The following is a 26,205-nucleotide window of genomic DNA, read 5'->3' on the forward strand; positions in this document are numbered from 1 at the left end:
CGCGCGCGGATCAGTCCAGGTCCGACGCGTCGTGCCGCTCCAGCACCTGTTCCTCGGGTTTGCCGCGCACGCGGTTGACCTTGCGGCCGCGGATCACGGCCGGCCGCGCGCGCACTTCGTCGGCCCAGCGGCGCACCTGCTGGTACTGGTGCACGCCGAGGAATTCGGCGGCGTCGTACAGCTCGCCCAGCACGAGGCCGCCGTACCACGGCCAGATCGCCATGTCGGCGATGGTGTAGTCGTCGCCCGCGACGAAGCGGCGCCCGGCCAGCAGGCGGTCGAGCACGTCCAGCTGGCGCTTCGTCTCCATCGCGTAGCGGTTGATCGGGTATTCCAGCTTTTCCGGCGCGTAGGCGTAGAAGTGGCCGAAGCCGCCGCCGACGAACGGCGCCGAGCCCATCTGCCACATCAGCCAATTGAAGGTTTCCGTGCGCGCCTGGATGTCCTTCGGCAGGAACGCGCCGCCGAATTTTTCCGCCAGGTAGACGAGGATCGAGCCAGACTCGAACACGCGCACGGGCGCCGCGCCGCTGCGGTCGACGAGGGCAGGGATCTTCGAATTCGGATTGATCTCGACGAAGCCGCTGCCGAACTGGGCGCCCTCGTTGATGCGGATGAGCCAGGCATCGTATTCCGCGCCCGCATGGCCCGCGGCCAGCAGTTCCTCCAGCATGATCGTGACCTTTTGCCCGTTCGGCGTGCCCAGCGAATACAGTTGCAGCGGATGCTTGCCGACCGGCAGTTCCTGCTCGTGGGTCTTGCCCGCGATGGGCCGGTTGATGCTGGCGAACGCGCCGCCGGACGGCGTCGCCGGCGACCAGACGCGCGGCGGGACGTAGGGGGACGTGAACGGGTTCGTGGGGTCAGCCATTGCTCATCTCCTCTGTGAAGCTGTGGGAGAAGCGATGATGCCTCAAAAGCCGGATTGCTGCTGTCGCGCAGCCTACGATCAGCGCAGGAGTTTTAACCCCGGCGGCAGCGCGTCGCCGAACATCCTCGTGCTGGTTTCCTGGTCCAGCTCGACGACGTCGCGCACCTGCGCCGACCAGCTCGCAGGCGCGCCCGCGGCCGCCAGCTTTTGCAGGACTTGCGCGCGCAGCGCCTCGTCGATGTCGCGCGTGCGGTCGCCCGTTTTGCGCGCCAGGTGGGCGGCGGCGAAGCCGGCCGGTTCGATCCGCTTCCAGTCCAGGGTCATGAGTTCCGTCAGCCAGCGGCCGGCCGCATCCGGCGGCGCCACCTCGTGCGCGCTGCCGTGCAGCGGCGCGCGGGCGCCCACGCGCGCGAGGGCCCACAGATAGCGCGCATACGTCGCGGCTGCCTTCGCATCGGGCTTCGGCGACGGCGGGATGGCCATGATGCGACCGACCATCCAGTCCCCGATCTCCGCTTTATAGGCGGCCGGGATGCGTTCCAGCGAGGCGCCCAGGCGCAGCATGTCGTCCTCGCTGCCGTCGACGAGCGTGGCGGGACGCTTCGCCCGGTCGGCCGGCTCGGCCTGCAGGTTGAACGCGAAGTCGTCGAGGAGGCGCAGCTGCGCATCCGTGGACAGGCCGCCGGCCACGCGCCGCCACAAGGTCCACCATTCGGCGCGGACCTGGGTGTCCTTGAAATACTGCGCGCCCGCCGGGAACAGGGCCCATAGCTGCTGGATGCGCCAGTCGTCGAGCGGGTCGCCGAAGCCGGGCCGCAGGCACCATCCGGCCAGGTTGAGCCATACGCGCTCGTGCTCGGCCGAGCGGCGCCGGCCTTTCGCGCGTTCCAGCAGCGCGTCGAACAGGCGGCGCAGCAGCGGCGTCTCCCACCGTTCGCGCCCGCCCAGCACGTGTTCGAGCGCGCCGCGCAACTGGCGCACTTCGCGCACCTCGACCTGCTGGTTGCGCGCGCCGAAGATGCGGTCGATGCGCTTGATGGCCTCGTCGAGCTGCGGATGCACGATATCGACACTGGCTGGCGCTTCCTCTTCTCCGCGCAGCTGGAATTCCAGGCGCCAGCGCTGGCCGCTGCCATCCTCGGCCACGCAGGCCATCTCCAGCGTGCCCAGTTCCGACAACGCGGCCGCGAGCCGCACGGGAATCGACGCCGTCTTCGCATCGTGCGCGCGCAGCACGGTGGCAATGGCCGGCAGGCGCACGACGTCGGCCGAATCGAGATCGACGAGATCGCCCGCCGCGGCCGTATCGGCGACGGTGGAGACGAGGTGGAAGCGAACAGGCCGGCCCAGGCGCAGCGCGAAGCTGCGGTCCGCCAGCGTGATTTCCTCGCCGGCGCGGGCGCCGCGCGACAGCACGCACACGGCGCGCAGGCGTTCGCCTTCCTCGAGGATCAGGTAGTAGCTGCGCGCCGAGCCGCTCTCGATGGCGGGCGCAAGCCCGGCCCGCGCGAGCGAATACGCGACGGCGCCGCGCGCGACGGCGACGTCCGGATCGGCATTGTGCAGCACGCGGACCGGTGCGCCGCGCCACGCGGACAGCACGTCGGCCAACCGCTGCGCCAGCGCTTGTCCGCGGAACACGCCGCCATTCAGCAGCAGCGTGTCGGGGATGGGCAGGCGGCCGTCGTCACCGATTCCCAATGCCTCGCGCGCCGCCTGCGCGTGCTGGCGCAGGAAGCCCGCCAGATGGCGCGTGATGGCCGGGTCGCTCGCGTACGGCAGGCCGAATTCGACGATGCCGGCGCGGGCCCGCTGCGGGCCTTCCTGTGCGGCGTTCATGGGGAAGAAGCCGTCCAGCACGATGCGCTCGACGTCGGCCTTGGTAATCGTCGCGGAGCGGCTTGCGCCGATGAGACGCGAACCGCTGCCCAGCAGCGTCACGGCCACTTCGTCAGGCGCATCGGGCGCGAGCAGCTGTTCCTTCGCGGCGCGGCAGCGTTCCGTCAGTTGCGTGAGGCGGCCGGCCGACAGGCGCTGGCTGTTGCCCAGGCGCGATTCCGCGAGGTGGGCGAGGGCGAGATCCATATTGTCGCCGCCAAGGATCAGGTGATTGCCCACGCCGATCCGTGACAGCGTCGGCTCGCCATCCTTGAGTTCCACCTTGACGAGCGTGAAGTCGGTGGTGCCGCCGCCCACGTCGGCGACGAGCACTAGCTTCGCATCGGCGAGATCGACCGACAGGGTAGTGCGGTGGCGTTGCAGCCAGTCGTACAACGCGGCCTGCGGTTCTTCCAGCAGGCGCACGTCGGGCAGGCCGGCGAGATGGGCCGCTTCCAGGGTGAGGGCGCGCGCGCCTTCGTCGAACGATGCCGGGATCGTGAGGACGATCTCCTGCCGTTCCAGCGGACGATCGGAGAAGCGGTGATTCCACGCCGCGCGCAGGTGCGCGAGATAGCTGGCGCTCGCGGCGAGCGGCGAGATTTTCGGCACGTCGTCCGGCGCGCCCCATGGCAGGATGGCCGCCGTGCGGTCCACGCCCGGATGCGACAGCCAGCTTTTTGCCGACGCGACGAGCCGCCCAGGCGACACCGCGCCAAGACTGCGCGCGAGACGCCCGGTGGCCACGCGCTCCACGCCGCCCACATCGGGCTCGGACCACGGCAGTTGCAGCGCGTCCGGCGCGAGTTCGCCGGCCAGCGGGTGGTAGCGGTTCGACGGCAGCAGCGGCGCCGTGTCCACTTCGCCCGGCGCCACCAGTTGCGGGATGGCGAAGGTGGCGACGTGGTCCGACCCGGCGTCGGCATAGGCCAGCACCGTGTTGGTGGTGCCGAGGTCGATGCCGACGCGGGCTGCTGCGGTGCGGGTCACTGCTCGGTGCTGCGGACGTCGAACTCGACTTTCCAGCGCTGGCCGTCACGGGCCACGGCCACCAGTTCCAGGGTGCCCGCTTCCGTCGCCACCGCGTGCAGCTTGACCTGCACGACGTCGCCCGGCGTGCGGCCATCCGCCGGCAAGGTCGCCTGGATCTCGTTCAATTCCTGCAGCTCGTCCGTGCTCCACGATTCGAGCACGTCGCCAATGTGGTCCTGGCGGCGCACGCTCGAGCCGAAGAAGCGGAAGTGCACGGGCTCGCCCACGACGAGGCCGAATTCCTGGCCCGGCAATTCCAGCTCGCTGCCTTCCTCCATGCCGAACGGTGCCACGCACAGCGCTTCCAGCGGCGGTTCGAAGCCGGGGATCGCGGGCATGGCCGATTCGACGCCGACGTAGTAGGAACGGGCCGTGCCGCCGCGGATGCGCACGCCGCCGCCGCGCCGCGCATAGCCGTAGTAGGCCGCGCCGCGCGCGACGGCGAGGTCGAGGTCCGCGCCTTCCAGCATGCGCGCGCCGTCCGCGCCTTCCGCCGCGAGCCAGTCGTTCAGCGTGTCCATCACGCGCCGGGAGAGGATGTCCGACTTGAACACGCCGCCGTTGAACAGCACGGCGGTCGGATGCAGGAACGTGTGGGCCGGGTTGGTCGTAAAACCTTCCAGTTCCGCCGTGGCGCCGGCCTGGCGGGCGAGGAACGCGGCGAGGTGGCGCGTGATGGCGGCGTCCTGCGCGTACGGCAGGCCCACTTGCGTCAGGCCCGCGCGCGTGCGCACGGCCGGGCGCGCGCTGGCGTCCACGCGCGGGAAGAAGCCGTCCGTGATGAACGTCGTGACTTCGTCGCGCGTGAGTTCAGTGCGGATCGAGCCGCCGATCAGCTTCGAACCGCGGCTCGGCACGACGATGGGCCACGTGGTCGCGTCGGCATCCGCGAGCAGGTGTTCCTTGGCGCCGCGGCACGCGTAGGTGAGGGCGCGCATCTGCCACGCATCCAGCTGCGTGCCGTTCGCCTGCAGTTTGCGTGCGACGAGGTGGGCCAGCGCGAGATCCATATTGTCGCCGCCCAGCAGGATGTGGTCGCCGACGGCGACGCGGTGCGGTTCCAGGTTGCCGTCGCGTTCGAGGATGGCGATCAGCGAGAAGTCGCTCGTGCCGCCGCCCACGTCGACGACGAGCACGATGTCGCCGGCTTTCACCTGCTTGCGCCAGCGGCCGCCACTGCCCTGGATCCAGCTGTACAGCGCGGCCTGCGGTTCTTCCAGCAAGGTCGGGTTGCCGTAGCCGGCGCTGTGCGCGGCTTCCGCCGTCAGTTCGCGCGCGGCCGGGTCGAACGATGCGGGAATCGTCACGGTGACGGCTTGCCGTTCGAACGGCGCGTCCGGATGCGCGGCATTCCACGCGGCCTTCAGGTGTGCGAGATAGTGCGTGGATGCCGCCAGCGGCGACACGCGCTCGACTTCTTCCGGCGCGTCCGTCGGCAGGATCGGGGCGCGGCGGTCCACGCTCGGGTGGCTCAGCCAGCTCTTCGCCGACGACACGAGGCGGATCGGCGTGCCAGCGCCGCGGCTACGTGCCATTTCGCCGACGACGGGCGCGGCCTGGCCGTTCGTCCACGGCAGCGCGAGGTCGCCCGGCGCCAGCTCGTCCGGGTGCGGCAGGTACAGGAACGAGGGCAGCAGCGGCAGCGCCTCGACGGTGCCGGGGCCGCTCAGTTGCGGGACGCCCAGTACGCCCTGGTCGGCCTTCTCGCCGTCGCTGGCCTGCAGGTCGACGTACGACAGCGCGCTGTGCGTCGTGCCGAGGTCGATGCCGATGGCGTAGCGGGCGTCGTTGGTGGTCACGTCGTTCACAGTTCCACCTCCGCCGGGGCGATGATGGACGCGTCGTGCTTGTCGGCCAGCTGCGGCAGGCGCACGTCGCGGGCGCGCCAGCCGCGGTGCGACAGCGTGCCGGTGAACGGTGCCTTGCCGACGACGTTGCCGGTCAGGCGCACGCTGGCCGCGTCGAAGCCTTCCGGCAGCGTGATGCGCGTGCCTTCCAGCTCGCCGCGCACGGGTTCGATGGAGAAGTGCTCGCGCAGCACGCGCGCGCAGCCTTCGTGCACGAGGCGGGCGGCGGCGCCGATGTCGGCGTCGGCATACACGGTGATGTTTTCGTTGGCAAAGTCGATCAGGCGCGCCTCGCGCTGCAGGAGGCCCAGCAACTGCAGGGCGGCGTCCGGCGTGGCGATGCGCAGCGGCGCAGGTGCCGGAGCCGGCTTCGGCTCGGGCGCCGGTTTAGGGGCAGGTGCGGGCGCGGGTGCGGCGATGGGGCCGACCTGGTCGTCGCGCACGCGCGCGGCGAACTCGGCGTCGCCGAGGGTCTTGAAGAAGGCGCCGAAGGCAAGGGACAGCCGGCTCCAGAAGGATGGCAGGTGCGTCGGTTGGCTCATGGTCTCGTGTCGTTCGCGGTTCGTGAAAGGGCGCATGATACCAGTTGGACCGTAATCAGTTCGACAACGGTTGCGCTCCGGCGGGTTCAGATGGCCGGGTCATCGGCTTCCTGTTGTTCCGTGCCGTCCGCGTCGTCCGCCGCCGGCAGCGCGGCGGCGCCCGCCAGCAGGGCGCGCGCGTACACGTCGAAATCGTCCAGCCCGCGCTTGATGATCGTGACCAGCGCGGGCAGCGGCGCCGCCTGGTAATCCCATTCGGCGCGGCAGAATTCGCCGGTGCGCTTGAGGTCCTCGGCCAGCGTGGGCTCGATCCAGCCGTGTTCCGCCAGCAGCGTAATGACTTCGCGCTCGTCGTGCGCCGTGCCGAGGCCGCGGTCGGCCAGCACGTGGTCGCCCATCTCGATGGCCGCCTCCCAGGCGCGGATCACGTTCAGGGTGGCCGCGTCCTGGCGCGTGATGTCGCCGACGAAGGTGGTCGGGTCCTTCTCGTATTCGTCGCGGGCACGCTTGCAGCAGCGCTCGATGGTGCCCGTCTTGCTGACCAGCAGCTGTTCATCCATGGTTCCCTCGCTGCGGGACGTGGAGGGTCCCGCTCCAAGGGATAACTTACAACAAGAACAACACGGCCGCCGCACAAGTGGGCGCGAGTGCACCCAGCAGCAGGCCGACGGCCCCGATCGACTCGTCGTTGAAGCCGCGCCGCAGCAGCGCGACGCCGGCCGGATTCGGGGCGTTGGCGATGACGGTCAGCCCGCCGCCCGCGACGGCGCCCGCCACGAGCATGTACTGCGCGCGCTCGGACAGCCCGGCGATCAGCGAACCGAGATAGGTCAGCGCGGCGTTGTCCGTGATCGCGGTGAGGCCCAGCGCGCCGAAGAACAGGGCGGTGGGCTGCAGGCGCGCGACGATGGGTTGCAGCCACCATTGCTGCATCCCGCCCAGCACGACGAGACCCGCGAGGAAGAAGCCGACCAGCAGGCCTTCCTTCAGGATCAACGGGTCCTGGTAGCGCGGATACGCGTGCGTGACGCCCATGAACAGCAGGAAGATCCCGAGGAACAATACGGGATGGTGGGCCAGCAGCACGACGGCAATGAGCACGGCCAGGTGGGTGAGCGCCACGAGCGGCGGCACGCGCACGGGCGCCTCGCCCTCGATCGACACGTCGAGCGCGCGCAGGTGCGTGCGCAGCAAATACGTGACGACGGTGGCGTTGACGAGGACCGCGACGAAGGCGCGCCAGCCGAAGTGCGTGAGCATGTGGAGGCTGTCCCAGCCCCACGCCATGGCCACCATCAGCACGGGCGGCGCGGCGTACGACGTCAACGTGCCGCCGATCGACACGTTGACGAACAGGACGCCCAGCGCCCCGTATTTCAGCCATTCCGGCATCCCCTGGCGGAACACGGATGGCGCCAGCATCAGCGCGGCGAGCGTCATCGCGGCGGGCTCCGTGATCAAGGAACCGGCGAGCGGCACGAGCGCGAGGCCGAGCCACGTCTGCGCGATCTCCGTGCGCAGCGGCATCAGCCGCGCGAGCAGGCGCACGAGGGCGCGCGCCGTCTCCAGCACGGGCCGCGACGCCGCGACCACCATCACGACGAACACGAACAGCGGCTCCGTGTAATGGCGCGACTCCGCGTAGTCGATGGCGGCCGCGCTGCCCTCGACGAAGGCCATCGCGAGCATCAGCACGAAGGCCCAGAAGCCGAACACGACTTCCACTTCGCCGAGCAGGTGGAACAGGCCGGCGTGGCGCGGATGGCGGTGCGCGAGGACTTCGAACAGGCGGGTGGCGAAGGTGTGCAGCAGGGCGAGCACGAACAGGATCAGGGCGACCTTGTGCATGGTCGTGGTCATGGGCGGGGTTCCTCGTGTCTGGATATTCCCCCATTGTCCCACGACGGGCGCGAATCCTCAGCCCAGGCTCTCGATATAGCGCTCGTCCACCTGCTCGCAGTACTCGGCGCAGGCGGCGCGCACGGCGGACGCCGCCGCATGGACGGCCACCGACGCGTTCGTGCGCCGGCTCATCGACACGATGATCGGCGGCGGCACGGGTTGCAGCGGCACTTCCACGAATTCGCCGTTCTCGAGATGGCTGCTGACGAACAGCCAGGGAATCGCGGCCACGCCGAAGCCGTTGCGGATCAGCTGGATGATGGCGGCCACGGACGGCGAGCAGGTGATGCGCGTCTGCTCGAGCGGCACCGCGCTCAGGTTGGCGAGCCGGGTGACGATGTCTTCCAGCACCCGGTGCGGCGCGGTGCCGCGGCCGAACGTCAGGATCGGGAACTGCAGCAGGCGCTGGGCCAGGCCTTCCCGCTGCGGCGCCAGCAGGCCCGCCCGTGCGATCCAGCGGACCGGGTACACGGCCAGCGGCTCGGACGTGATCTCGCTGCTGTTGATGCCCTCGATGCCGACCACCAGGTCGAGCTCTCCCGCCAGCAGGCGCTTGTCCAGGGTCGCGCTCGTGTCCACGACGAGATCGATTTCCAGCTCCGGGAAACTGGTGTTCAGCTGGCGCACGGAATGCGCGAGCCAGCTGTGTACCACCGTCTCGATCACGCCCAGCCGCAGCCGGCCCCGCACCGCGCTTTCCGTGCGTGCCGCCTCGCGCAGGCGCCGGGTCGCATCCACGACGGCCTTGGCGTGGTTCAGCAGATAGTCCGCGTTCGGCGTCAGCCGGAATTCGCGGGTGCTGCGGTCGATGAGTTCCGTCTGCAGCTCTTCCTCCAGCGCCTTGATCCGCAGCGAGATCGCCGCCGGCGTCGCGTGCATGGCGCGGGCCGTCGCACGGACGCTGCGCAGCTGGGCGAGGGTGATCAGGGTTTCGAGGAAGCGCGTATTCATGGCGTAAAGAATACTTTAAGAATCAGGAGAACGGAGGGGAGACGCGTTTAGGAAAACTTAACACATGCGATAAAAATAAGTGGCTTGGTGGAACGGCAAACCACATCTATGCTTGTTTCACGTCATTACGATTCGAGAAACCCATGAAACCGATCCAGTTCCGTCACCTGGTCCGCGCGGGAGAGTTTCGCAAGCCGACCGCCGGCGTCTGCGGCGGCTATGCCCAGGCCAACCTCGTCATCCTGCCGGCAGCGCAGGCCCACGATTTTCTCCGCTTTGCCCAGCGCAACCCGAAGGCGTGCCCCTTGCTCGCGGTGGGCGAACCGGGCGCGTGGAACGTGCCGGCGCTCGGCGCGGACCTCGACCTGCGCACGGACGTCCCGGGCTATTACGTGTACCGCGACGGCCAACTGGCGGAGACGCCGGCATCGCTGGAAGGCCTGTGGCGCGACGATCTGGTCGCGTTCGCGATCGGCTGTTCATTCTCGTTCGAGGAGATGCTGCTGGCCGCCGGCATCCCGCTGCGCCACATCGAGCAGGACCGGAACATCGCCATGTACCGCACGAACATCCCGAACGAAGCCGCGGGGGCCTTCGGCGGGAACATGGTCGTGTCCATGCGGCCGTTGAAGGCGCGGGATGCGATCCGGGCGATCCAGATCACGAGCCGCTTCCCCGCGATCCACGGGGCGCCGGTGCACCTGGGCGATCCGCGCCTGATCGGCATCGCCGACCTGGCGCGGCCCGACTACGGCGACGCCGTCGAGGTCATGGCGGACGAAGTGCCCGTGTTCTGGGCCTGCGGCGTCACCCCGCAGGAGGCGATCCGCGCCGCGCACCTGCCGTTCGTGATCACCCATCGCCCCGGCTACATGCTGGTGACCGACATCCCGAATGCAGCGCTGGCGGCGCTGTAAGAAAACACCCACAAACAATGGAGACGACATGAATACACAAGAACTCGCGCAGGATCGCGTGGAGGATGCGGGCCACTTCGGCTGGCTGCGCCAGCTGACCAAGGCCGAGCGCCGCACGTTCATCGGCTGCAAGGTCGGCTATGCGCTGGATGCGATGGACACGCAATTCCTCAGCTTCGTGATTCCCACGCTGATCGCCACCTGGGGCATCTCCAAGGGCGATGCCGGCTTGATCGGCACCGTCACGCTGCTCACGTCGTCGCTGGGCGGCTGGCTGGCCGGCATCCTGTCGGACCGCATCGGCCGCGTGAAGACGCTGCAGTTGACGATTTTGTGGTTCGCGCTGTTCACCGTGCTGAGCGGCTTTGCCCAGACCTTCAACCAGTTGCTCGTGCTGCGCGGCCTGATGGGCTTCGGCATGGGCGGCGAATGGACGGCTGGCGCGATCCTGATGGGTGAAGTCATCCGCGCGAAGGACCGCGGCAAGGCGGTCGGGATGGTGCAGGCCGGCTGGGCCCTGGGCTGGGGCGTGTCGGCGCTGCTGTACGCGTTGATGTTCTCGCTGCTGCCGGCCGAACTGGCCTGGCGCTCGCTGTTCCTGCTGGGGATCCTCCCCGCGCTGTTCGTCATCTACATCCGCCGCTTCGTGGACGAGCCGGACGTCTTCCTGGCCGAGCAGCGCCGCAGCGAGCACGCGGAACAGGCACGGTTCACCGAGATCTTCTCGCCGCGCATGCTGTCGACCACGCTGCGCGCCGTGCTGCTGACGACCGGCGCGCAGGGCGGCTACTACGCGATCACGACCTGGCTGCCCACGTTCCTGAAGACCGAGCGCCACCTGACGGTGCTGGGCACCGGCGGCTACCTGGCGATGGTCATCGCCGGCTCGTACGTCGGCTACATCGTCAGCGCCTATTTGACGGACCGCCTGGGCCGCAAGCGCAACTTCATCCTGTTCGCCGTCGGTTCGCTGGCGATCGCACTGGCCTACACGCGGCTGCCGGTGACGGACAACGTGATGCTGCTGCTCGGCTTCCCGCTCGGCTTCTTCGTCTCCGGCGTCTTCAGCGGCATGGGCGCGTTCCTGACCGAGTTGTTCCCGACCCGCATGCGCGGTTCCGGCCAGGGCTTCTGCTACAGCATGGGCCGCGCGATCGGCTCGCTGTTCCCGTTCGCGATCGGCGCCGCCGGCCAGTCGCTCCCGCTGGGCCATGCCATCGGCCTGTTCTCGGCCGGTGCCTACGGCATCATGATCGTGGCCGCGCTGACGTTGCCCGAGACCCGCGGCAAGCGCCTCGAATCCTGAATCCGCCGGCCGTCACGGCCGCACCCCGCCCCCCTGTACGACGCACACGTGCTTGCACGCCAGGGCAGCGCTTTGCCCGCGCGCCCCGATACTTTGAAGAGGTAAGACCATGCACCAAGAGACCAACCGACACGACACCCCGCGCCCGCGCCCGCGCCCGCGCTGGCAATTCTGGATCGACCGCGGCGGCACGTTCACCGACATCGTCGCGCGCAAGCCCGACGGCGCGCTGGTGACGGCCAAGCTGCTGTCCGAAAATCCCGAGCAGTACCGCGACGCCGCCGTTGCCGGCATCCGCCGCCTGCTCGGCATCGCGCCCGACGCCCCGATCACGCCCGACCTCGTGGAAGCCGTTAAGATGGGTACGACGGTTGCGACGAACGCCCTGCTGGAGCGCAAGGGCGAGCGCACGGCGCTGCTGATCACCAAGGGTTTCAGGGACGCGCTGCGCATCGCCTACCAGAACCGTCCGCGTCTGTTCGACCGCCATCCCGTGCTGCCGCAGCTGCTGTACCAACGCGTGGTCGAAGTGATTGAACGCGTCGGCGCGCACGGCGACGTGGTCAAGGCGCTCGACGTGGCCGCCGTGCGCGCGCAGCTGGCGGGCTTGTACGCCGACGGCTTCCGTTCGGTTGCGATCGTGCTGATGCACGGCTACCGCTACCCCGACCACGAACGCACGATCGCCGCCATCGCCACGGAACTGGGCTTCACGCAGGTCTCCGTCTCGCACCAGGTCAGCCCGATGATGAAGCTGGTCTCGCGCGGCGACACGACAGTCGTGGATGCCTACCTGTCGCCGATCCTGCGCCGCTACGTCGACCAGGTCGCGGCCGAGATGGAAGGCGTGCGCCTGCTCTTCATGCAGAGCAATGGCGGCCTGACGGGCGCGCACCGCTTCCAGGGCAAGGACTCGATCCTGTCCGGTCCCGCCGGCGGCATCGTCGGCATGGTCGGCACGGCGCGCAAGGCCGGCTTCGACAAGCTGATCGGCTTCGACATGGGCGGCACGTCCACCGACGTCTCGCACTACGCGGGCGAACTGGAACGCGAATTCGAGACCCAGGTGGCCGGCGTGCGGATGCGCGCGCCGATGATGAGCATCCACACGGTGGCCGCGGGCGGCGGCTCGGTCCTGCACTTCGACGGCAGCCGGCTGCGCGTCGGTCCGGACAGCGCGGGTGCGAATCCGGGCCCGGCCAGCTACCGCCGCGGCGGCCCCCTGACGGTCACCGACTGCAACGTCATGCTCGGGAAGATCCAGCCCGCGCACTTCCCGGCCGTGTTCGGCCCGCACGCCGACGAGCCGCTCGACGCCGCCATCGTGCGCGAGAAATTCGCGCAGATCGCCGCGCGCATCGAACGCGAGACGGGCCAGCGCCGCACCCCGGAGGAGGTGGCCGAAGGTTTCCTGGAGATCGCGGTTGGCAGCATGGCCAATGCCATCAAGTTCATCTCGGTGCAGCGCGGCCACGACGTGACGGAATACACGCTGGCCACGTTCGGCGGCGCCGGCGGCCAGCACGCATGCCTGGTGGCCGACGCGCTCGGCATGACCCGCATCTTCGCCCACCCGTTCGCCGGCGTGCTGTCCGCGTACGGCATGGGTCTCGCGAGCCAGACCGCGATGCGCGAGCGGACGATGGAAACGGCACTGGCCAGCGACACGGCCGGCGCACTGCGCGCCGCGCTCGATGCGCTGGCGCGGGAAGCGACCGATGAATTGCTGGCGCAGGGCATCGCGCTTGACGCCGTGCGCGTCGTCAAGCGGGCGCACCTGCGCTACGAAGGCACGGATTCCGTCATCATCGTGCAGCACGACAGCGTGGCCTCGATGCAGGTGCAGTTCGAGGAAGCGTACGGCAAGCGCTATTCGTTCCTCATGCCGGACAAGGCGATCGTCGTCGAGGCGATCTCGGTGGAAGCGATCGGAGAAACGGATGCCGGCGCGGCCCACGTCGCCGCTGCCGTGCCGCGCGATGAACCGCTGGCACCGCACGACACGGTGCCCGTGTATTCGGGCGGCCAGTGGCACGACAGCGCGCTGTACCTGCGTGCGCAGACCCGTCCCGGCGACCGCATCGCCGGCCCCGCGATCATCGTCGAGGCGAACGGCACCAACATCGTCGAACCGGGCTGGGTGGCTGAGGTTACGCTCGAGGACAACCTCGTGCTCACGCGCGTCGCGCCGCGTGCGCGCCGCAAGGCCATCGGCACCGAGGCCGATCCCGTCATGCTCGAAGTCTTCAACAACCTGTTCATGAGCATCGCCGAGCAGATGGGCCTGCGGCTGCAGAACACGGCGGTGTCGGTGAACATCAAGGAGCGCCTGGACTTTTCGTGTGCGCTGTTCGATGCCGACGGCAACCTGATCGCCAACGCGCCGCATATCCCCGTCCACCTGGGCTCCATGGGCGCGAGCATCAAGACGGTGATCGAGGCCAATCGCGGCCGCATGCAGGCGGGCGACGTCTACATGCTCAACGACCCGTACCACGGCGGCACGCACCTGCCGGACATCACCGTGATCACGCCGGTGTTCGACCGCGCGGGCGAGAACATCCTGTTCTACGTGGCGTCGCGCGGCCACCATGCGGACGTGGGCGGCATCGCGCCCGGGTCGATGCCGGCGAACAGCCGCAGGGTCGAGGAAGAGGGCGTCCTGATCGACAACTTCCAGCTGGTGCGGGCAGGCCGCTTCCTGGAGCGCGAGACGACGGCGCTGCTGCTGTCGGGCGACTACCCGTGCCGCAACGTCGCGCAGAACATCGCCGACCTGCAGGCGCAGGTGGCCGCGAACCAGAAGGGCGTCGAGGAACTCCTGAAGATGGTCGACCAGTTCGGGCTCGACGTCGTGCAGGCCTATATGCGGCACGTGCAGGACAACGCCGAGGAAGCCGTACGCCGCGTCATCCGCGCCCTGAAGGATGGCAGCTACACGTACCGGCTGGACAACGGCGCCGTGATCAAGGTGGCGATCCGCGTCGACCACGCGGCGCGCACGGCCGACATCGACTTCACCGGCACGTCGCCGCAGCTCGACAACAACTTCAACGCGCCGAGCTCGATCTGCATGGCGGCGGTGCTGTACGTGTTCCGCACGCTCGTCGACAACGACATCCCCCTGAACGCGGGCTGCCTGAAGCCGCTGAACGTGATCATCCCGGCAGGCTCGATGCTCAATCCGCGCTACCCGGCCGCCGTCGTCTCCGGCAACGTGGAAACGTCGAGCTGCATCACGAACGCCCTGTACGGCGCGCTCGGCGTGCAGGCGTCGTCTCCGGGCACGATGAACAATTTCACGTTCGGGAATGCGGAATACCAGTACTACGAGACCATCGCCGGCGGTTCGGGCGCGGGCGACGGTTTCAACGGCACCGACGTCGTCCAGACCAATATGACGAACTCGCGCCTGACCGATCCGGAGGTGCTCGAATGGCGCTATCCGGTGCGCCTGGACAGCTACGAGATCGCGCAGGGCTCCGGCGGCCGCGGACGCTGGCAGGGCGGCAACGGCGGCGTGCGCAGGATCCGCTTCCTGGCGCCGATGACGGCGTCGATCCTGTCCAACAACCGCATCGTCCCGCCGTTCGGCATGGCGGGCGGAGAGCCCGGCCGATGCGGCCGCAACTACGTCGTGCGGGCCGGCGGCAAGGTCGAGGAACTGGGTTTCGTGGCGACGACGGACGTGCAGCCGGGCGACGTGTTCGTCATCGAGACGCCGGGCGGCGGCGGTTACGCGCCCGCCGTGCAGGAGGCTGCCGCAGCCGTCGCCGCCATCCGTGACGACATCCCCGCATAACCACAACGAGAAAGAGCGAATGATGAAAAAAGTATGTTGGGCCGGTGCGCTGGCCGCAGCCTGCATCGACGCCGTTGCCGCCGACAGTGCGGTCAACGTGTACGGCCTGGTCGATGTCGCCATTGTCCGTGAAACCGGCGGCAGCGCCGGCGACGTCACCAAGGTCACGAGCGGCGTAGGCGCCGGCTCGCGGCTCGGCTTCAAGGGGCGCGAGGATCTGGGCGGCGGCCTCGCCGCCGTCTTCCTGCTGGAGAGCGGCTTCCAGGCCGACACCGGCGCGCTGGGACAGGGCGGCCTGCTGTTCGGGCGCCAGGCGTACGTGGGCCTGCAGGGCGGCTTCGGCGCGCTGACGGCGGGCCGCCAGTACACGCCGCACTACCTGACAGTGGTGATGGCCGATCCGTTCGCGTCGGGCTACGCGGGCGATACGAAGAACCTGATCGCCGCGACCGGCAACTCGGCCAGCCGCATGGACAACTCGCTGAAATACGTGTCGCCTGCCATCCGCGGCGTCAGCGCGGAACTGGTCTACGGCGCCGGCGAGGTGGCGGGGGACAGCACGGCCGGCCGGCAGTTCGGCGGTGCGCTCGACTACAATGCCGGCCCGCTGCATGTGCGGCTCGGCTACCACAACCGCAACAACGACACGGCGACCGTCAGGAACACGAGCAACGCGAAGAACACGGTGCTGGCCGCGGTCTACGACTTCGGCGTCGTGAAGGCGCACGTTGCGTATGGCGTCAACAAGGGCCTGAACAGCTCCCTGCTGCGCAATACGGCGAACCCGTACGGGCTGCCCGGCACGCCGGTCGCGTCGACCGACAGCCGTGACATGCTGCTCGGCGCGACGATCCCGTACGGCCCGCACACGTGGATGGTGTCGTGGATCCACAAGGACGACCGCGGCGCGCCGGACCAGGACGCGAGCCAGTACGCACTGGGCTACCGCTACGCGCTGTCGCGCCGCACCGAGCTGTACACCTCGATCGCGCACATCGTGAACCGGCACGGCGCCAGCTACACGGTGGGCAGCGCCATCGAAGGGGGATCGGGGAACGGGGCGGTCGATGTGGGGATTCGCCATGCGTTTTGAAAGCGTTGGCGCATCGATGGACCGGCTGCTGCGATAGCCCTGCATCGGCGCGCCGCGCCCGCGCCGTCCGTCAGCGCAGGTGCGCGCGCAGCCCGGTGACGCCGGGCGCGACGTCGGCGCCAAGCACGTGGCGGTCGGGATAGTCGCCGCCGTTCTGCGGTCGGAACGGCATAGGCGCGTCGCTGAACAAGGTGCGCATGCGCGCCGCGAGGCCGGCCTTCGCCCGCTCGACGCCGTCGGCATCGATGCGGCCGGTGCCGTGGACGGCATACGTGGGCAGCACCTCCATGCCGGGGAAGAACAGCGTGCCGTGCGTGATGGGGAACAGCAGTTCGTCGAGCTGCCCGTTGATGCCGCGCGGGCCGTAGTCCTCGGCGGGCCCGCCCGTCGTGACGGACAACAGCGCGCGCTTGCCCGCGAACCCGCCTTCGCCGTAGCGATGGCGGTTGCCGGCGCCTTGCCAGCCATAGGCCAGGCCGTACGCGTACACACGGTCGATCCAGCCCTTCATGATCGCGGGCATGCCGAACCACCACAGCGGAAACTGGAACACGACGGCGTCCGCCGCCATCAGCTTGGCCTGCTCGGCGCGCACGTCGTCGGGCTGCGTGCCGCTGCTGAAGGCGTGGCCGGATTCGGCGACGAACGACAGGTGCTCGTGATCGACGCGGTCGGGGAAATCGCGCTCGTCGTAGACGGCCTTCCAGCCCATCGCATACAGGTCGGACTGGATCACTTCATGGCCTTGCGCCCGCAATTCGGCGCGCGCGGCTCGGGCCAGTTGCGCGGTGAGCGAGCGGGGATCGGGGTGGGCATGCACGATCAGGACGGTCTTCATCATGGTTCTCCTCGTTGGCGATGAAGGCCATTCTGGGCCGGCTTTCCGAGGCCGGGAATGCCCGTCGGCTTATGGGGTAGTATCCAAAAAATGGATATCAAACGCCTCGACTTCAACCTGCTCGTCACCCTCGACGCGCTTCTGGCCGAGCGCAGCGTGAGCCGCGCGGCGCAGCGCCTGAACCTGAGCCAGCCCGCGCTGAGTGCCCAGCTGGCGCGCCTGCGCGAGATGCTGGGCGACCCGCTGTTCATCCCGAGCCACCGCGGCATGACGCCCACGCCGCTGGCCCTGGGCCTGCAGGCGCCGCTGGCCGCGGCGCTGGCGCAGTTGCGCGACGTCGTGACGTCCGCGCGCGCCTTCGATCCGGCGCGCGACCGCTTCACCGTCCACGTGGCCTGCTCGGACTACGTGCAGTCGGCCTTGCTGCTCGACTTCACGCTGGCGCTGCGCGACGAAGCGCCTGGTGTGCGCCTCGCCCTGCACGCGCTCGACACCGCGCGCCTGGAAGCGCGGATGGAGCAGGGCGCCGTCGACCTGGCCGTGCTGACGCCGGAGGGTATCGCCGACGCCCTCCGTTCGCGTCCGCTGTTCGAGGAACGCTACGTCTTCATCGCCCGCCGCGGCCACCCGGCCCTGCGCCGTCCACTGGACGTACGCCGCTTCTGCGACCTCGACCACGTGATGGTGTCGCCGCGCGGCGGCGGCTTCACGACGCCCGTCGACGACGTGCTCGATGCGCAGGGGCTGCAGCGCCGGGTCGTCGTCTCGGCGTCGACGTTTCACGCGGTGCTGGAGCTGGTGGAACGGTCCGACCTCGTCGCGCTCGTGCCGGCGCGCATGGTGGAGGGGCGCACCCACCGCCTGCGCGTGCTGGCGCCGCCGCTGGAGGTGCCCGGGTTTGCCATTCATCTCGCTTGGCATAACCGGAATCATCGGGATGTGGCGCAGCGGTGGGTCAGGGAGAGGTTGGTGGCGTTTGCGCGGGCGGCGCATGAAATTGATTGATCCGGTATTTCATCAATCGGGACAACCATAATGCAAAAACGGATTCGCGCCGAACACGAATCCGTTTTTTATTGTCGGTGTCAACGCCCATGCTATCCGCGTGGTGCGTGCCGATAATTAGTCAGGCATCAAATCGCGCGGATATCGCCCGCTTTTTCGCCTTTTGGCCCAGTCGAGCGCACGAACGAGACACGCTGGTTTTCGGCCAGGCTCTTGAAACCTTCCGATTGAATGTCCTGGAAATGGGCGAACAGATCGCCGCCGCCTGCGTCAGGCGTAATGAAGCCGAAGCCCTTGGAATCGTTGAACCATTTTACGGTGCCGGTTTGCGTCGTCATGTTGAATCCTTTTAAATGAAATGCATGGGCAAAAACGCCCGGAACGCACGTTCGACCAAGAGGAGTAACGAAGGAAATCAAACAGGACCGCCGGCAGGCAGGACGGGAGAGAAAGGCCAACAATAACGACGACTTGATGCAGTGCCGGACGAAAGATACTTTACTTTTCCCGGTTCACCTAATCATTTTCGTTTTATTTTTCTTGGCGGATGTCGCCAAACAGTCGTTGCGTCGGCAGCGCCACTGTTATGATGATCCATTGCCCCTTCGGCCGCGTCGAGGAATCGGGTCGTTTTCGGAGCTTTTGGAAATGCAACAATATCGTCTCGCCAATTTCATTCGCGACAATATGGAGCCTATTCTTCAGGAATGGGAAGATTTTGCGCGCACGATCGAACCACCGGCCCTGACGATGGATGACGAGGCGTTGCGCGACCATGCGCGCCTGATGTTGCTTGCGTTTTCGGCGGACCTGGACAGCGCCCAGTCCGACCAGGAGCGCGTGACCAAGTCCAAGGGGCTGGGCCGGCGCGGGCACGGCGATTCGGCTGCCGAAACGCATGCCGAGGCACGCTTGCTGTCGGGCTATACGGTGGCGCAACTGGTGTCCGAGTACCGTGCCTTGCGCTCGAGCGTGCTCGCGCTCTGGGGCAAGACGGTCGAAGGCAACCGGGAAGGCGGCATGGGCGACGTGATGAAAGACATGATGCGTTTTAACGAAGCCGTCGACCAGGCCGTGGCCGAGTCGGTTGCGCGGTACGAGCAACTCGTCAAGCGGTCGCAGAACATGTTCCTGGCCATCCTGGGACATGACTTGCGCAATCCCCTCGGCACCCTGGTCAGCGGATCGAGCTTCGTCATGCAGGCTGCCGACATCCCGCCCAAGTACATCCTCGCGGCGACACGGATGTTCAGCAGCGCCAAACGCATGAGCAAGCTGGTCAACGACCTGATCGACTTCACGCGCAGCCACCTCGGGCCGGGCATGCCGATCCGGGCGCGGCAGGGCAGTCTGGTGGCGGTATGTGGACAGGTCGTCGACGAATTACGGACCTTCCACCCGGAGCGGCGCATCGAGTTCCAGGCGCCGCCGGAACTGGACGCCGTGTTCGACGATGGCCGCATTGCGCAGATGCTATCCAACCTCATCGGCAATGCCATCCAGTACGGCAGTGCGGATGCCCCCGTCAAGGTCAGCCTGAGCGGCAACGACGATGAGATTGTCGTCGTCATCAACAACCAGGGCCCGCCGGTCCCGCCCGACAAGATCTCGAGCATCTTCGAACCGCTGGTCCGCGTTGCCGCCAATATCCACGGCGATCAGGCCGAGCGCACCAGCCTTGGCATCGGCCTGTTCATCTCGCGCGAAATCGTGCTCGCCCACGGCGGACAGATCAGCGTTGCGTCGAATGCGGAAAACGGAACGACCTTCACGGCGACGATACCGCGTAATCCGAAAAAAACGCGGTCGACCGACGTCGTGGCCAATCTGCCGGGCAGGGTGGCGCCGTGACCCGGCATGTTTTCAAGCCGACCGTTTTCGATCGTCGTCATGGTGCCGGACGGCCAATCATTTCCGGAAGAATTAGGAATCGGCCGGCAGCATTTCAATAATTACTGTATCTTGTGTTCGCGTGGCCTGGATGATTGTTCTCCCTGCCATGTCTCTTCCGGGCGGTCCTGTCCTCTTCTGTTCATCTTTTCCCGCAATGCGCGTTACCCGTCCACATGGAAGGGCGAACGATAGTCCGGGCCGTTCATCCCAACACAACCATAAGGCTGGAAACAGAACCGCAATGAATGATGGAAAATTCTACGATATGGATGATGCGGTGGCGGCCATGGAAGTGCTCCACGCCGCGCTGACGTACGATCTGGAAGAACTGGAAACGAAAATCCGCACATTGGGCCATTCGCCGGCCGTCGTGCCCATGCGCGACAATCAGGAACACGCAGGATATTACGAAACTCGTGCGGCTTTGCACAGCGGGTTGTGCAGTATCGCCGAAGTGCTGGCCTGGATTCAGTGGAAAACGGAGGAGGATCCGGAAGGCGACGTTGCTGTTGCAGTTCAACCATTGCCGTCGCTGCGTGGATGCTCGATCCATTGACCACAAGCGTCGTCGTTCTCATCCATCGCTAAGGGAGAAATAAAATGAGTAAAAGTCAGGACGCAAAGAAATCCGGAAAGAAAGAACCGGCCAAGACGGCAAAGGAAAAAAAGGCGGACAAGAAAATAAAAAAGGAAGAGAAAAAGCGCCTGCAGTGATCCCGCTGCAAAAACCGCGCCCCTGGGCCGTCGGCGCCATGCCGCGGCCCGGACGGTCGCGCCCGGCGGGGGCCGTCAGCCATAGGCATGCAGTTCACGTGCGACATTGCGGAGCACCTGTATGCCGGACCGTTCGGCCCGGTCGCACCAGTCGACCAGGTAGGCGAGCAGTTCCTGCGGTGGCGCCAATTTCCATTCCCACAGTTGGCTCAGCTCTTCGCGCATGCGTTGCACGTGGCCCAGCCACTCGTGCTGGCTGAACAAGGTGGCCAGCGCATGCTTTTCGGCGCTGGACAGATAGGCCGGCTCGCGACGCAGCAGGCGCTCGGCCTGGCGGCGCGAGCGCGGACCGAGGCGGCTGCCGGATCCGCACCGGAGTTCTTCCCGCAAGGCGCGCACCGTCATGACGCCAAAGCTGCGCATGAGATGGTGGCGGTAGTCGCCGACGCCGGCAACGGTCCGTTCGGTCAGCGGCAGATGGCGTTTTACCGAGGGAGGAATGGGCACGACCGCGCGGACGCGCGCCAGGCCGAGCGCCTGGAGCAGACGGATATAGCACCAGCCGATATCGAGTTCGAACCAGCGCGCGGACAACTTGGCCGACGTCGGGAACGTATGGTGGTTATTGTGCAGTTCCTCACCGCCGATGAGAAGGCCGACAGGCACGATATTGGTGGCGGCATGCGGGCCATCGAAGTTGCGGTAGCCGCGGTAATGGCCGAGGCCGTTGATGATGCCTGCGGCGCACACGGGAATCCACAGCATCTGCACGCCCCAGACGCTCGCACCGATCGCGCCGAACATCAGCACGTCCGCCACGAGCAGGAGGCCGGTCCCTTGCCACGTATAACGCGAGTAGACATGGCGCTCCAGCCAGTCGTCCGGGGTGCCTGCGCCGTAACGCTGCAGCGTCCCCGGGACGCGCGTTTCGCGCCGATACAATTCCGCGCCCTGGAACAGGACCTGCCTGATGCCGAACAATCCCGGGCTGTGCGGGTCGCCTTCCTTGTCGCAGTGCGCGTGATGCTTGCGGTGGACCGCCACCCATTCGCGCGTGACCATGCCGGTGGACAGCCATAACCAGAAGCGAAAAGCGTGGGCCACCGCGGGGTGCAATTCGAGCGCGCGGTGTGCCTGGCACCGGTGCAGGTAGACGGTCACGGCGACAATCGTCAGGTGCGTGGCCAGCAAGGTGTAGCCGATGATCCGCCAGGCATTCCACTGGAGCATGCCACCGTCGAGCAACTGCAAAACGTGGTTCATGAGTACTCCCGGGAAAATGTGGAAACGGGTCTGCCCGTCGCCACCAGTGTAGTGGGATCGGGACGGCGCGTCGCTGTCTTGATGTGCGGCACGCACCCGGACCGCGCCGGCGCCGCGGTGCGGAGGGCATCACGCTGCAGCGGCAGCCTTAATTGCCGGTATCCAATACACAAAAATACTTTCGCAAATTACCGGCACGTGCATCGAAAAGAGCGCATAGTGTGTGACTTGCACGCGATCTTCAGCGATCGCCACTCTTCCAGACAGCATGCGCTGTTCTGCCCAGGCCGCCAAGCGTAACGACGCACTCCATCCGGCGCGGCCGCACCCCGAACGTTTTTCACTTTATTTTTTCACTTTATTAAAGGTACCCCATGTATCCATTTCCGCAATCCGTCAATCCTTCGCTGCGCTCGCATATCGATGCCCAGATCGCCTTCTTCAATGAATTCTCCCAGGCCGTGTCGCGCTCCTTCCAGCAGGTCGGCCGGCTGAACATGCAGCTGAGCCAGGCCCTGTTCGAGGAAGCCGCCAACGTCGGCCAGCGCTTGCTGACGGCCGAGCGCCCGACCGACGCGGTGTCGGTTGCGGCGGCGCAAGCCCATCCCGCCAGCGAAAAACTGCGCGCCTATCAGCAGCACCTCTCGCAACTGGTCGCTTCCACCCAGGTGGACCTGACGCGCGTCGCCGAACAACATGTGCAGGAAACGTCCCGTACCGCCCGTGCGCTGGCGGACGACGTGACCCGTGCCGCCACCGAGGAAACGGACAAGAGCCTGCGCCAGCAGGAGGACGCCATCAAGAATTTCCGCGATCCGTTCAAGCAGGAAGGTGGGCGCGGCGACAAGGCTGGCGCACAGTTCCAGGGCAATCTGCAAAGCGGCGGTGACGAGGCGGGGGCCGGCGTGGAAGCCGATGGGCCGGCCGGCAAAGTCAGCGTCCAGGGCAGTATGCAGGGCAACCCGGCCCGTCACGCCGTGAACAAGAACGCCCAGTCGCGCTGATCTTCCTTCATGCCCCGGCCCTGCGGGGCCCTCTTGCGGCGGCGATGACCAAGCGGTCTCGCCGCCGCATTTTTTCTACAGGAGACGCGTATCAGTATCCGCTCAGCGAGGAGTCAACCGATGTTCAGTACCGTATTCGACGCCTGGTCGTCACTAGCCATGCTGCCCTGGAACGGCATGGCCGCCGATCCCCCGCCTGCGGGGACGTTCGCGTCCGGGCGGCATGAGGACGAGGAACGTGTCCTGCAGTACCGGCTGTTCGTTCCCAGCGGCGCAGGGACCGGGCCCATGCCGCTGGTCGTGATGCTCCACGGCTGTGGACAGGATGCCGCCGATTTCGCCCGCGGCACGGGCATGAACGCGCTGGCCGAGGCGTACCGGTGTCTGGTCCTGTATCCCGAGCAGTCCTGCGGCGCACACTGGAACCGGTGCTGGAACTGGTACGACCAGGCCCACCACCGGCGCGGCGCGGGCGAGCCGGCGCTGATCGCGGGACTCACCCGCCGCATCATGGCCGAACATGCGGTCGACGCGGGGCGCGTCGCGGTCGCCGGACTGTCGTCGGGCGGTGCGATGGCGGTCATCCTGGGACGCACCTATCCCGACCTGTTCAGCGCGGTCGGCTGCCACTCCGGCCTGGCCCACGGCAGCGCGACCAGCAGCGCCGGCGCGATGCAGGCCATGCGGGACGGCCCCGACCCCGCCACACTGGCGCAGGCCGGCCCCCACGCCGGCCTGCCGGTCATCGTCTTCCACGGCGATGCCGACGCCACGGTCAACCGCAGGAACGGCAGCGGCGTGGTGCGCCAGTCCGTCGGCAGCCATGCCGCGCACAGGCGGGATCAGCGTACCGACATCGTGATCGTGGAAGAAACGGGCTGCACCGGCGGACGGAAGTTCACGCGCCGGATTCACCAGGAAAAAACCGGCGGCGTGCTGGCCGAACAATGGACCGTGCACGGCACCGGCCACGCGTGGTCGGGCGGCAATCTGGATGGCAGCTACACCGACATGCGCGGCCCCAATGCCAGCGAGGAAATGCTGCGCTTCTTCATGAGCCATCCGGCCGCGGCCTAGCATCGGCCTGATCCGGCGCGTGGCTGGCGGACTGTGTCTGCCCGATCGTTTCGTTGTTCACATTCTGGCATTCAACAAGATCAACCTTGCCAAAACCTGATGAGAATAGTACTGTATGTTTATACAGTATTTCTTCGCATCAAACATGAATTGCTCAGGTTCAATATCTGCAGCGCCGGAGTCCTTGCACCCGTCGCTCTGGTTCGCTTCGCAGCTGGCACGCGCTGATACGCGCTGCGTCGACACGGGCCATCTCGCGTTGTCGACCCATTTGCCGGGCGGCGGCTGGCCGACGGGGGTCCTCGTCGACCTGCTGCTGCAACAATCCGGCATCGGCGAGATGCGCCTGCTGCGTCCGGCACTGGCGGCCGTCGCGGCGCGGCGCGTCGTGTTGCTGCAGCCGCCACATCCGCCCCAGGTGTTGGCGCTGGCCACGCTCGGGGTGCCGCCGTCGCAACTGATCTGGCTGCGTACGGGCAGCACGTCCGACGCGCTGTGGGCGGCCGAGCAGGTGCTGCGCAGCGGCAGTTGCGGCGCGCTGCTGTTCTGGCAAAACCACGTGCGCGGCGAACACCTGCGCCGGCTGCACCTGGCGGCGCAGGCGGGGGAGACGCTGTTCTTCATGATGCGGCCCCTGGCGGCCAGGCAGGACGCGTCGCCCGCACCGCTGCGCCTGGCCTTGCGGCCGCAGCCCGGTGGCATCGAGATCGCGTTCGTGAAACGCCGGGGGCCGCAGCGCGACAAGACCCTGTTCCTTCCATTGACTTCCTACCTGCCCAATCGCCATGCGCCTGTGGATCGGACTGCACCTGCCCCTGTTGCCGCTCGAAGTGTTCGCACCGAGCTGGTCCACTGACAGCGGCAGCGTCGTGCTCGAACGGGAGCGCGTGCTGCTGGCCTCGCCGTCCGCGCTGGATGCAGGCGTGCATGCGGGCATGCGCCGCGGCGGCGTCGTGATGCTGCTGCCCGACGCCCGCGTCCACGTGCGCGCGCCGGCGCTGGAAGCGGACGCGCTGCGGGCAGTGGCGCTGACCCTGCTGCAGTACACGCCGCAGGTCACCGACGGCCAGGAGGCGACGCTGCTGCTGGACGTGGGCGCCAGCCTGCGCCTGTTCGGCGGCGTGCGCGCGCTGTGCCGTCGCGTGCATGCGAGCGTGCGTGCGCTGGGCTTCACGGCATCGCTCGCATGCGCGCCCACCGCGCGCGGGGCATGGCTGATGGCGCGCGCGAATGCGGGGCGCGTCGTGCAGGTGGAATCGCTGCTGCGCCGCCTCGACCGGCTGGCCGTGGCGCTGATGCCGGCGTCGCGTCCGTTCGCCGACTGGTTCGACGGCATCGCCTGCCGCACGCTGGGCGACCTGCGCCGCTTGCCGCGTCCCGGCCTGCAGCGACGTTGCGGACGGGCGCTGCTCGACGAGCTCGACGCCGCCTATGGCCTGACGGTCGAGTTGTTCAAGTGGATCTCCCCGCCCGAGACGTTCCGTGCGCGCCTGGAACTGTACGACCGCATCGACGATGCCGAGCTGTTGCTGGCAGGCGCTCAATGCCTGCTGGCGCAGTTGACGGGCTGGCTGTGCGCACGCCAACTGGCGGTGGAGCGCATCGTGCTGCAGCTGGAGCACGAACGGGGCAGGGTGGCGCGCGCACCGACGTGCGTCGACGTCGTGCTGGCCGAGCCCACGTGGCGCGACGAGCACCTGGTCCGCCTGCTCAGGGAACGTCTGGGCCGGCTGGCGCTGGAGGCGCCCGTGATCGGCCTCGCGCTGGAAGCCATGCAGGTGCGGCCGATGGCGCCGCCGAACGCGTCGCTGTTTCCCGAACCGGGCGGCAGCGACGACGACCGCATGCGCATGCTGGAATTGCTGGCGGCGCGCCTGGGTGCGGAAAACGTCCTGCAGCCGCTGCCGCTGGCGGATTACCGCTCCGAGCAGGCGAATGTCTGGGTGCCGGTCCAGCAGAAAGTCAGCGACAAGGCGCGCAACGCCCAGTTGCCGTCCGACCTGACGAGCCTGCCGCGTCCGACGTGGCTGCTGCCCAGTCCCATCGCGTTATTGATGAAGGGGCACTATCCGTTCTACGGCACGCCGTTGCGGCTGGCGTCGAGCGCCGAGCGCATCGAAGCCGGCTGGTGGGATGGTCCGGAAGCGCGCGACTATTTCATCGCCGAAGGGCAGGATCATGCGCTGTACTGGGTGTATCGGGAGCGGATCGGTACCGGCGAGGACGGGCCGAGGTGGTTCTTGCATGGACTGTTCGGGTGAATGGACTCC

21 protein-coding genes are annotated in these 26,205 nt (G+C 67.7%); 11 read left to right on the forward strand and 10 right to left on the reverse strand.

The genetic code is table 11. The annotated features are described in order from the left end of the window. Nucleotides 1-10: 10 nt before the first annotated feature. From yghU to NX784_RS07715, 7 genes are all read right to left on the reverse strand, one after another. Nucleotides 11-871: a glutathione-dependent disulfide-bond oxidoreductase gene (yghU, locus tag NX784_RS07685; protein WP_258816065.1), complete on the reverse strand. Its 861-nt coding sequence runs from the start codon at nt 869-871 to the stop codon at nt 11-13. A gap of 78 nt (nt 872-949) precedes the next feature. Further along, nucleotides 950-3,739, reverse strand: coding sequence for an Hsp70 family protein (locus NX784_RS07690; protein ID WP_258816066.1), 2,790 nt, complete (start codon nt 3,737-3,739; stop codon nt 950-952). Further along, nucleotides 3,736-5,589, reverse strand: coding sequence for an Hsp70 family protein (locus tag NX784_RS07695; protein WP_258816067.1), 1,854 nt, complete (start codon nt 5,587-5,589; stop codon nt 3,736-3,738). The genes NX784_RS07690 and NX784_RS07695 overlap by 4 nt, the downstream gene beginning before the upstream one ends. Beyond that, the gene (locus tag NX784_RS07700; protein ID WP_258816068.1) at nt 5,586-6,170 is read right to left on the reverse strand and encodes a DUF2760 domain-containing protein; all 585 of its coding nucleotides are present in this window, start codon (nt 6,168-6,170) and stop codon (nt 5,586-5,588) included. The genes NX784_RS07695 and NX784_RS07700 overlap by 4 nt, the downstream gene beginning before the upstream one ends. A gap of 86 nt (nt 6,171-6,256) precedes the next feature. After that, nucleotides 6,257-6,730: a type VII toxin-antitoxin system HepT family RNase toxin gene (gene hepT, locus NX784_RS07705; protein WP_258816069.1), complete on the reverse strand. Its 474-nt coding sequence runs from the start codon at nt 6,728-6,730 to the stop codon at nt 6,257-6,259. A gap of 46 nt (nt 6,731-6,776) precedes the next feature. Continuing rightward, a complete protein-coding gene (locus NX784_RS07710; protein ID WP_258816070.1) occupies nt 6,777-8,030 on the reverse strand; it encodes a putative Na+/H+ antiporter in 1,254 nt (417 codons plus the stop codon). Between the two features lie 57 nt (nt 8,031-8,087). Beyond that, nucleotides 8,088-9,023 carry a LysR family transcriptional regulator gene (locus NX784_RS07715; protein WP_258816071.1) on the reverse strand — a complete coding sequence of 312 codons (936 nt, stop codon included), beginning with the start codon at nt 9,021-9,023 and terminating at the stop codon, nt 8,088-8,090. Between the two features lie 143 nt (nt 9,024-9,166). Between NX784_RS07715 and NX784_RS07720 the strand changes: the two genes are divergently transcribed. From NX784_RS07720 to NX784_RS07735, 4 genes are all read left to right on the forward strand, one after another. Then, nucleotides 9,167-9,940: a putative hydro-lyase gene (locus tag NX784_RS07720; RefSeq protein WP_258816072.1), complete on the forward strand. Its 774-nt coding sequence runs from the start codon at nt 9,167-9,169 to the stop codon at nt 9,938-9,940. A gap of 28 nt (nt 9,941-9,968) precedes the next feature. Further along, on the forward strand, nt 9,969-11,246 hold the full coding sequence (locus NX784_RS07725; protein ID WP_258816073.1) for an MFS transporter: 1,278 nt from the start codon (nt 9,969-9,971) through the stop codon (nt 11,244-11,246). A gap of 109 nt (nt 11,247-11,355) precedes the next feature. Next, nucleotides 11,356-15,048 (forward strand): hydantoinase B/oxoprolinase family protein, encoded by a 3,693-nt coding sequence (locus NX784_RS07730; protein ID WP_258816074.1) that lies wholly within the window; start codon nt 11,356-11,358, stop codon nt 15,046-15,048. A 22-nt stretch (nt 15,049-15,070) separates the two neighbouring features. Continuing rightward, nucleotides 15,071-16,141, forward strand: a complete 1,071-nt coding sequence (locus NX784_RS07735; protein ID WP_497908989.1) for a porin — start codon at nt 15,071-15,073, stop codon at nt 16,139-16,141. Nucleotides 16,142-16,211: 70 nt separating this feature from the next. Here the strand turns inward: NX784_RS07735 and NX784_RS07740 are convergent, their stop codons facing one another. Further along, nucleotides 16,212-16,982 (reverse strand): NAD(P)H-dependent oxidoreductase, encoded by a 771-nt coding sequence (locus NX784_RS07740; protein ID WP_258816076.1) that lies wholly within the window; start codon nt 16,980-16,982, stop codon nt 16,212-16,214. Between the two features lie 87 nt (nt 16,983-17,069). On the opposite strand from NX784_RS07740, the gene NX784_RS07745 reads away from it, so the two are divergent. After that, on the forward strand, nt 17,070-17,984 hold the full coding sequence (locus NX784_RS07745; RefSeq protein WP_258816077.1) for a LysR family transcriptional regulator: 915 nt from the start codon (nt 17,070-17,072) through the stop codon (nt 17,982-17,984). A 128-nt stretch (nt 17,985-18,112) separates the two neighbouring features. Here NX784_RS07745 and NX784_RS07750 read toward each other — a convergent pair whose 3' ends face one another. Next, entirely contained in the window at nt 18,113-18,322 is a 210-nt protein-coding gene (locus NX784_RS07750; RefSeq protein WP_258816078.1) for a cold-shock protein, read from the reverse strand. A gap of 310 nt (nt 18,323-18,632) precedes the next feature. Between NX784_RS07750 and NX784_RS07755 the strand changes: the two genes are divergently transcribed. After that, nucleotides 18,633-19,835: a sensor histidine kinase gene (locus NX784_RS07755; RefSeq protein ID WP_258816079.1), complete on the forward strand. Its 1,203-nt coding sequence runs from the start codon at nt 18,633-18,635 to the stop codon at nt 19,833-19,835. Between the two features lie 283 nt (nt 19,836-20,118). Further along, on the forward strand, nt 20,119-20,433 hold the full coding sequence (locus tag NX784_RS07760) for a hypothetical protein (protein WP_258816080.1): 315 nt from the start codon (nt 20,119-20,121) through the stop codon (nt 20,431-20,433). A 233-nt stretch (nt 20,434-20,666) separates the two neighbouring features. Here NX784_RS07760 and NX784_RS07765 read toward each other — a convergent pair whose 3' ends face one another. Next, on the reverse strand, nt 20,667-21,854 hold the full coding sequence (locus NX784_RS07765) for a DesA family fatty acid desaturase (RefSeq protein WP_258816081.1): 1,188 nt from the start codon (nt 21,852-21,854) through the stop codon (nt 20,667-20,669). 374 nt (nt 21,855-22,228) lie between these two features. On the opposite strand from NX784_RS07765, the gene NX784_RS07770 reads away from it, so the two are divergent. The 4 genes from NX784_RS07770 to NX784_RS07785 all read left to right on the forward strand — a co-directional run bounded on the left by NX784_RS07770 (nt 22,229) and on the right by NX784_RS07785 (nt 26,196). Continuing rightward, nucleotides 22,229-22,858 (forward strand): phasin family protein, encoded by a 630-nt coding sequence (locus NX784_RS07770; RefSeq protein WP_258816082.1) that lies wholly within the window; start codon nt 22,229-22,231, stop codon nt 22,856-22,858. 120 nt (nt 22,859-22,978) lie between these two features. Continuing rightward, complete coding sequence (locus NX784_RS07775; RefSeq protein WP_258816083.1) at nt 22,979-23,935, forward strand: extracellular catalytic domain type 1 short-chain-length polyhydroxyalkanoate depolymerase; 957 nt, start codon at nt 22,979-22,981, stop codon at nt 23,933-23,935. A 145-nt stretch (nt 23,936-24,080) separates the two neighbouring features. Next, entirely contained in the window at nt 24,081-24,791 is a 711-nt protein-coding gene (gene imuA, locus NX784_RS07780; protein WP_258816084.1) for a translesion DNA synthesis-associated protein ImuA, read from the forward strand. Beyond that, entirely contained in the window at nt 24,721-26,196 is a 1,476-nt protein-coding gene (locus tag NX784_RS07785; protein WP_258816085.1) for a Y-family DNA polymerase, read from the forward strand. Before imuA ends, NX784_RS07785 begins: the two co-directional genes overlap by 71 nt. Nucleotides 26,197-26,205: the final 9 nt, after the last annotated feature.

Origin of the sequence: Massilia pinisoli (genome assembly GCF_024753285.1) — a bacterium.
Classification (GTDB): domain Bacteria; phylum Pseudomonadota; class Gammaproteobacteria; order Burkholderiales; family Burkholderiaceae_D; genus Telluria; species Telluria pinisoli.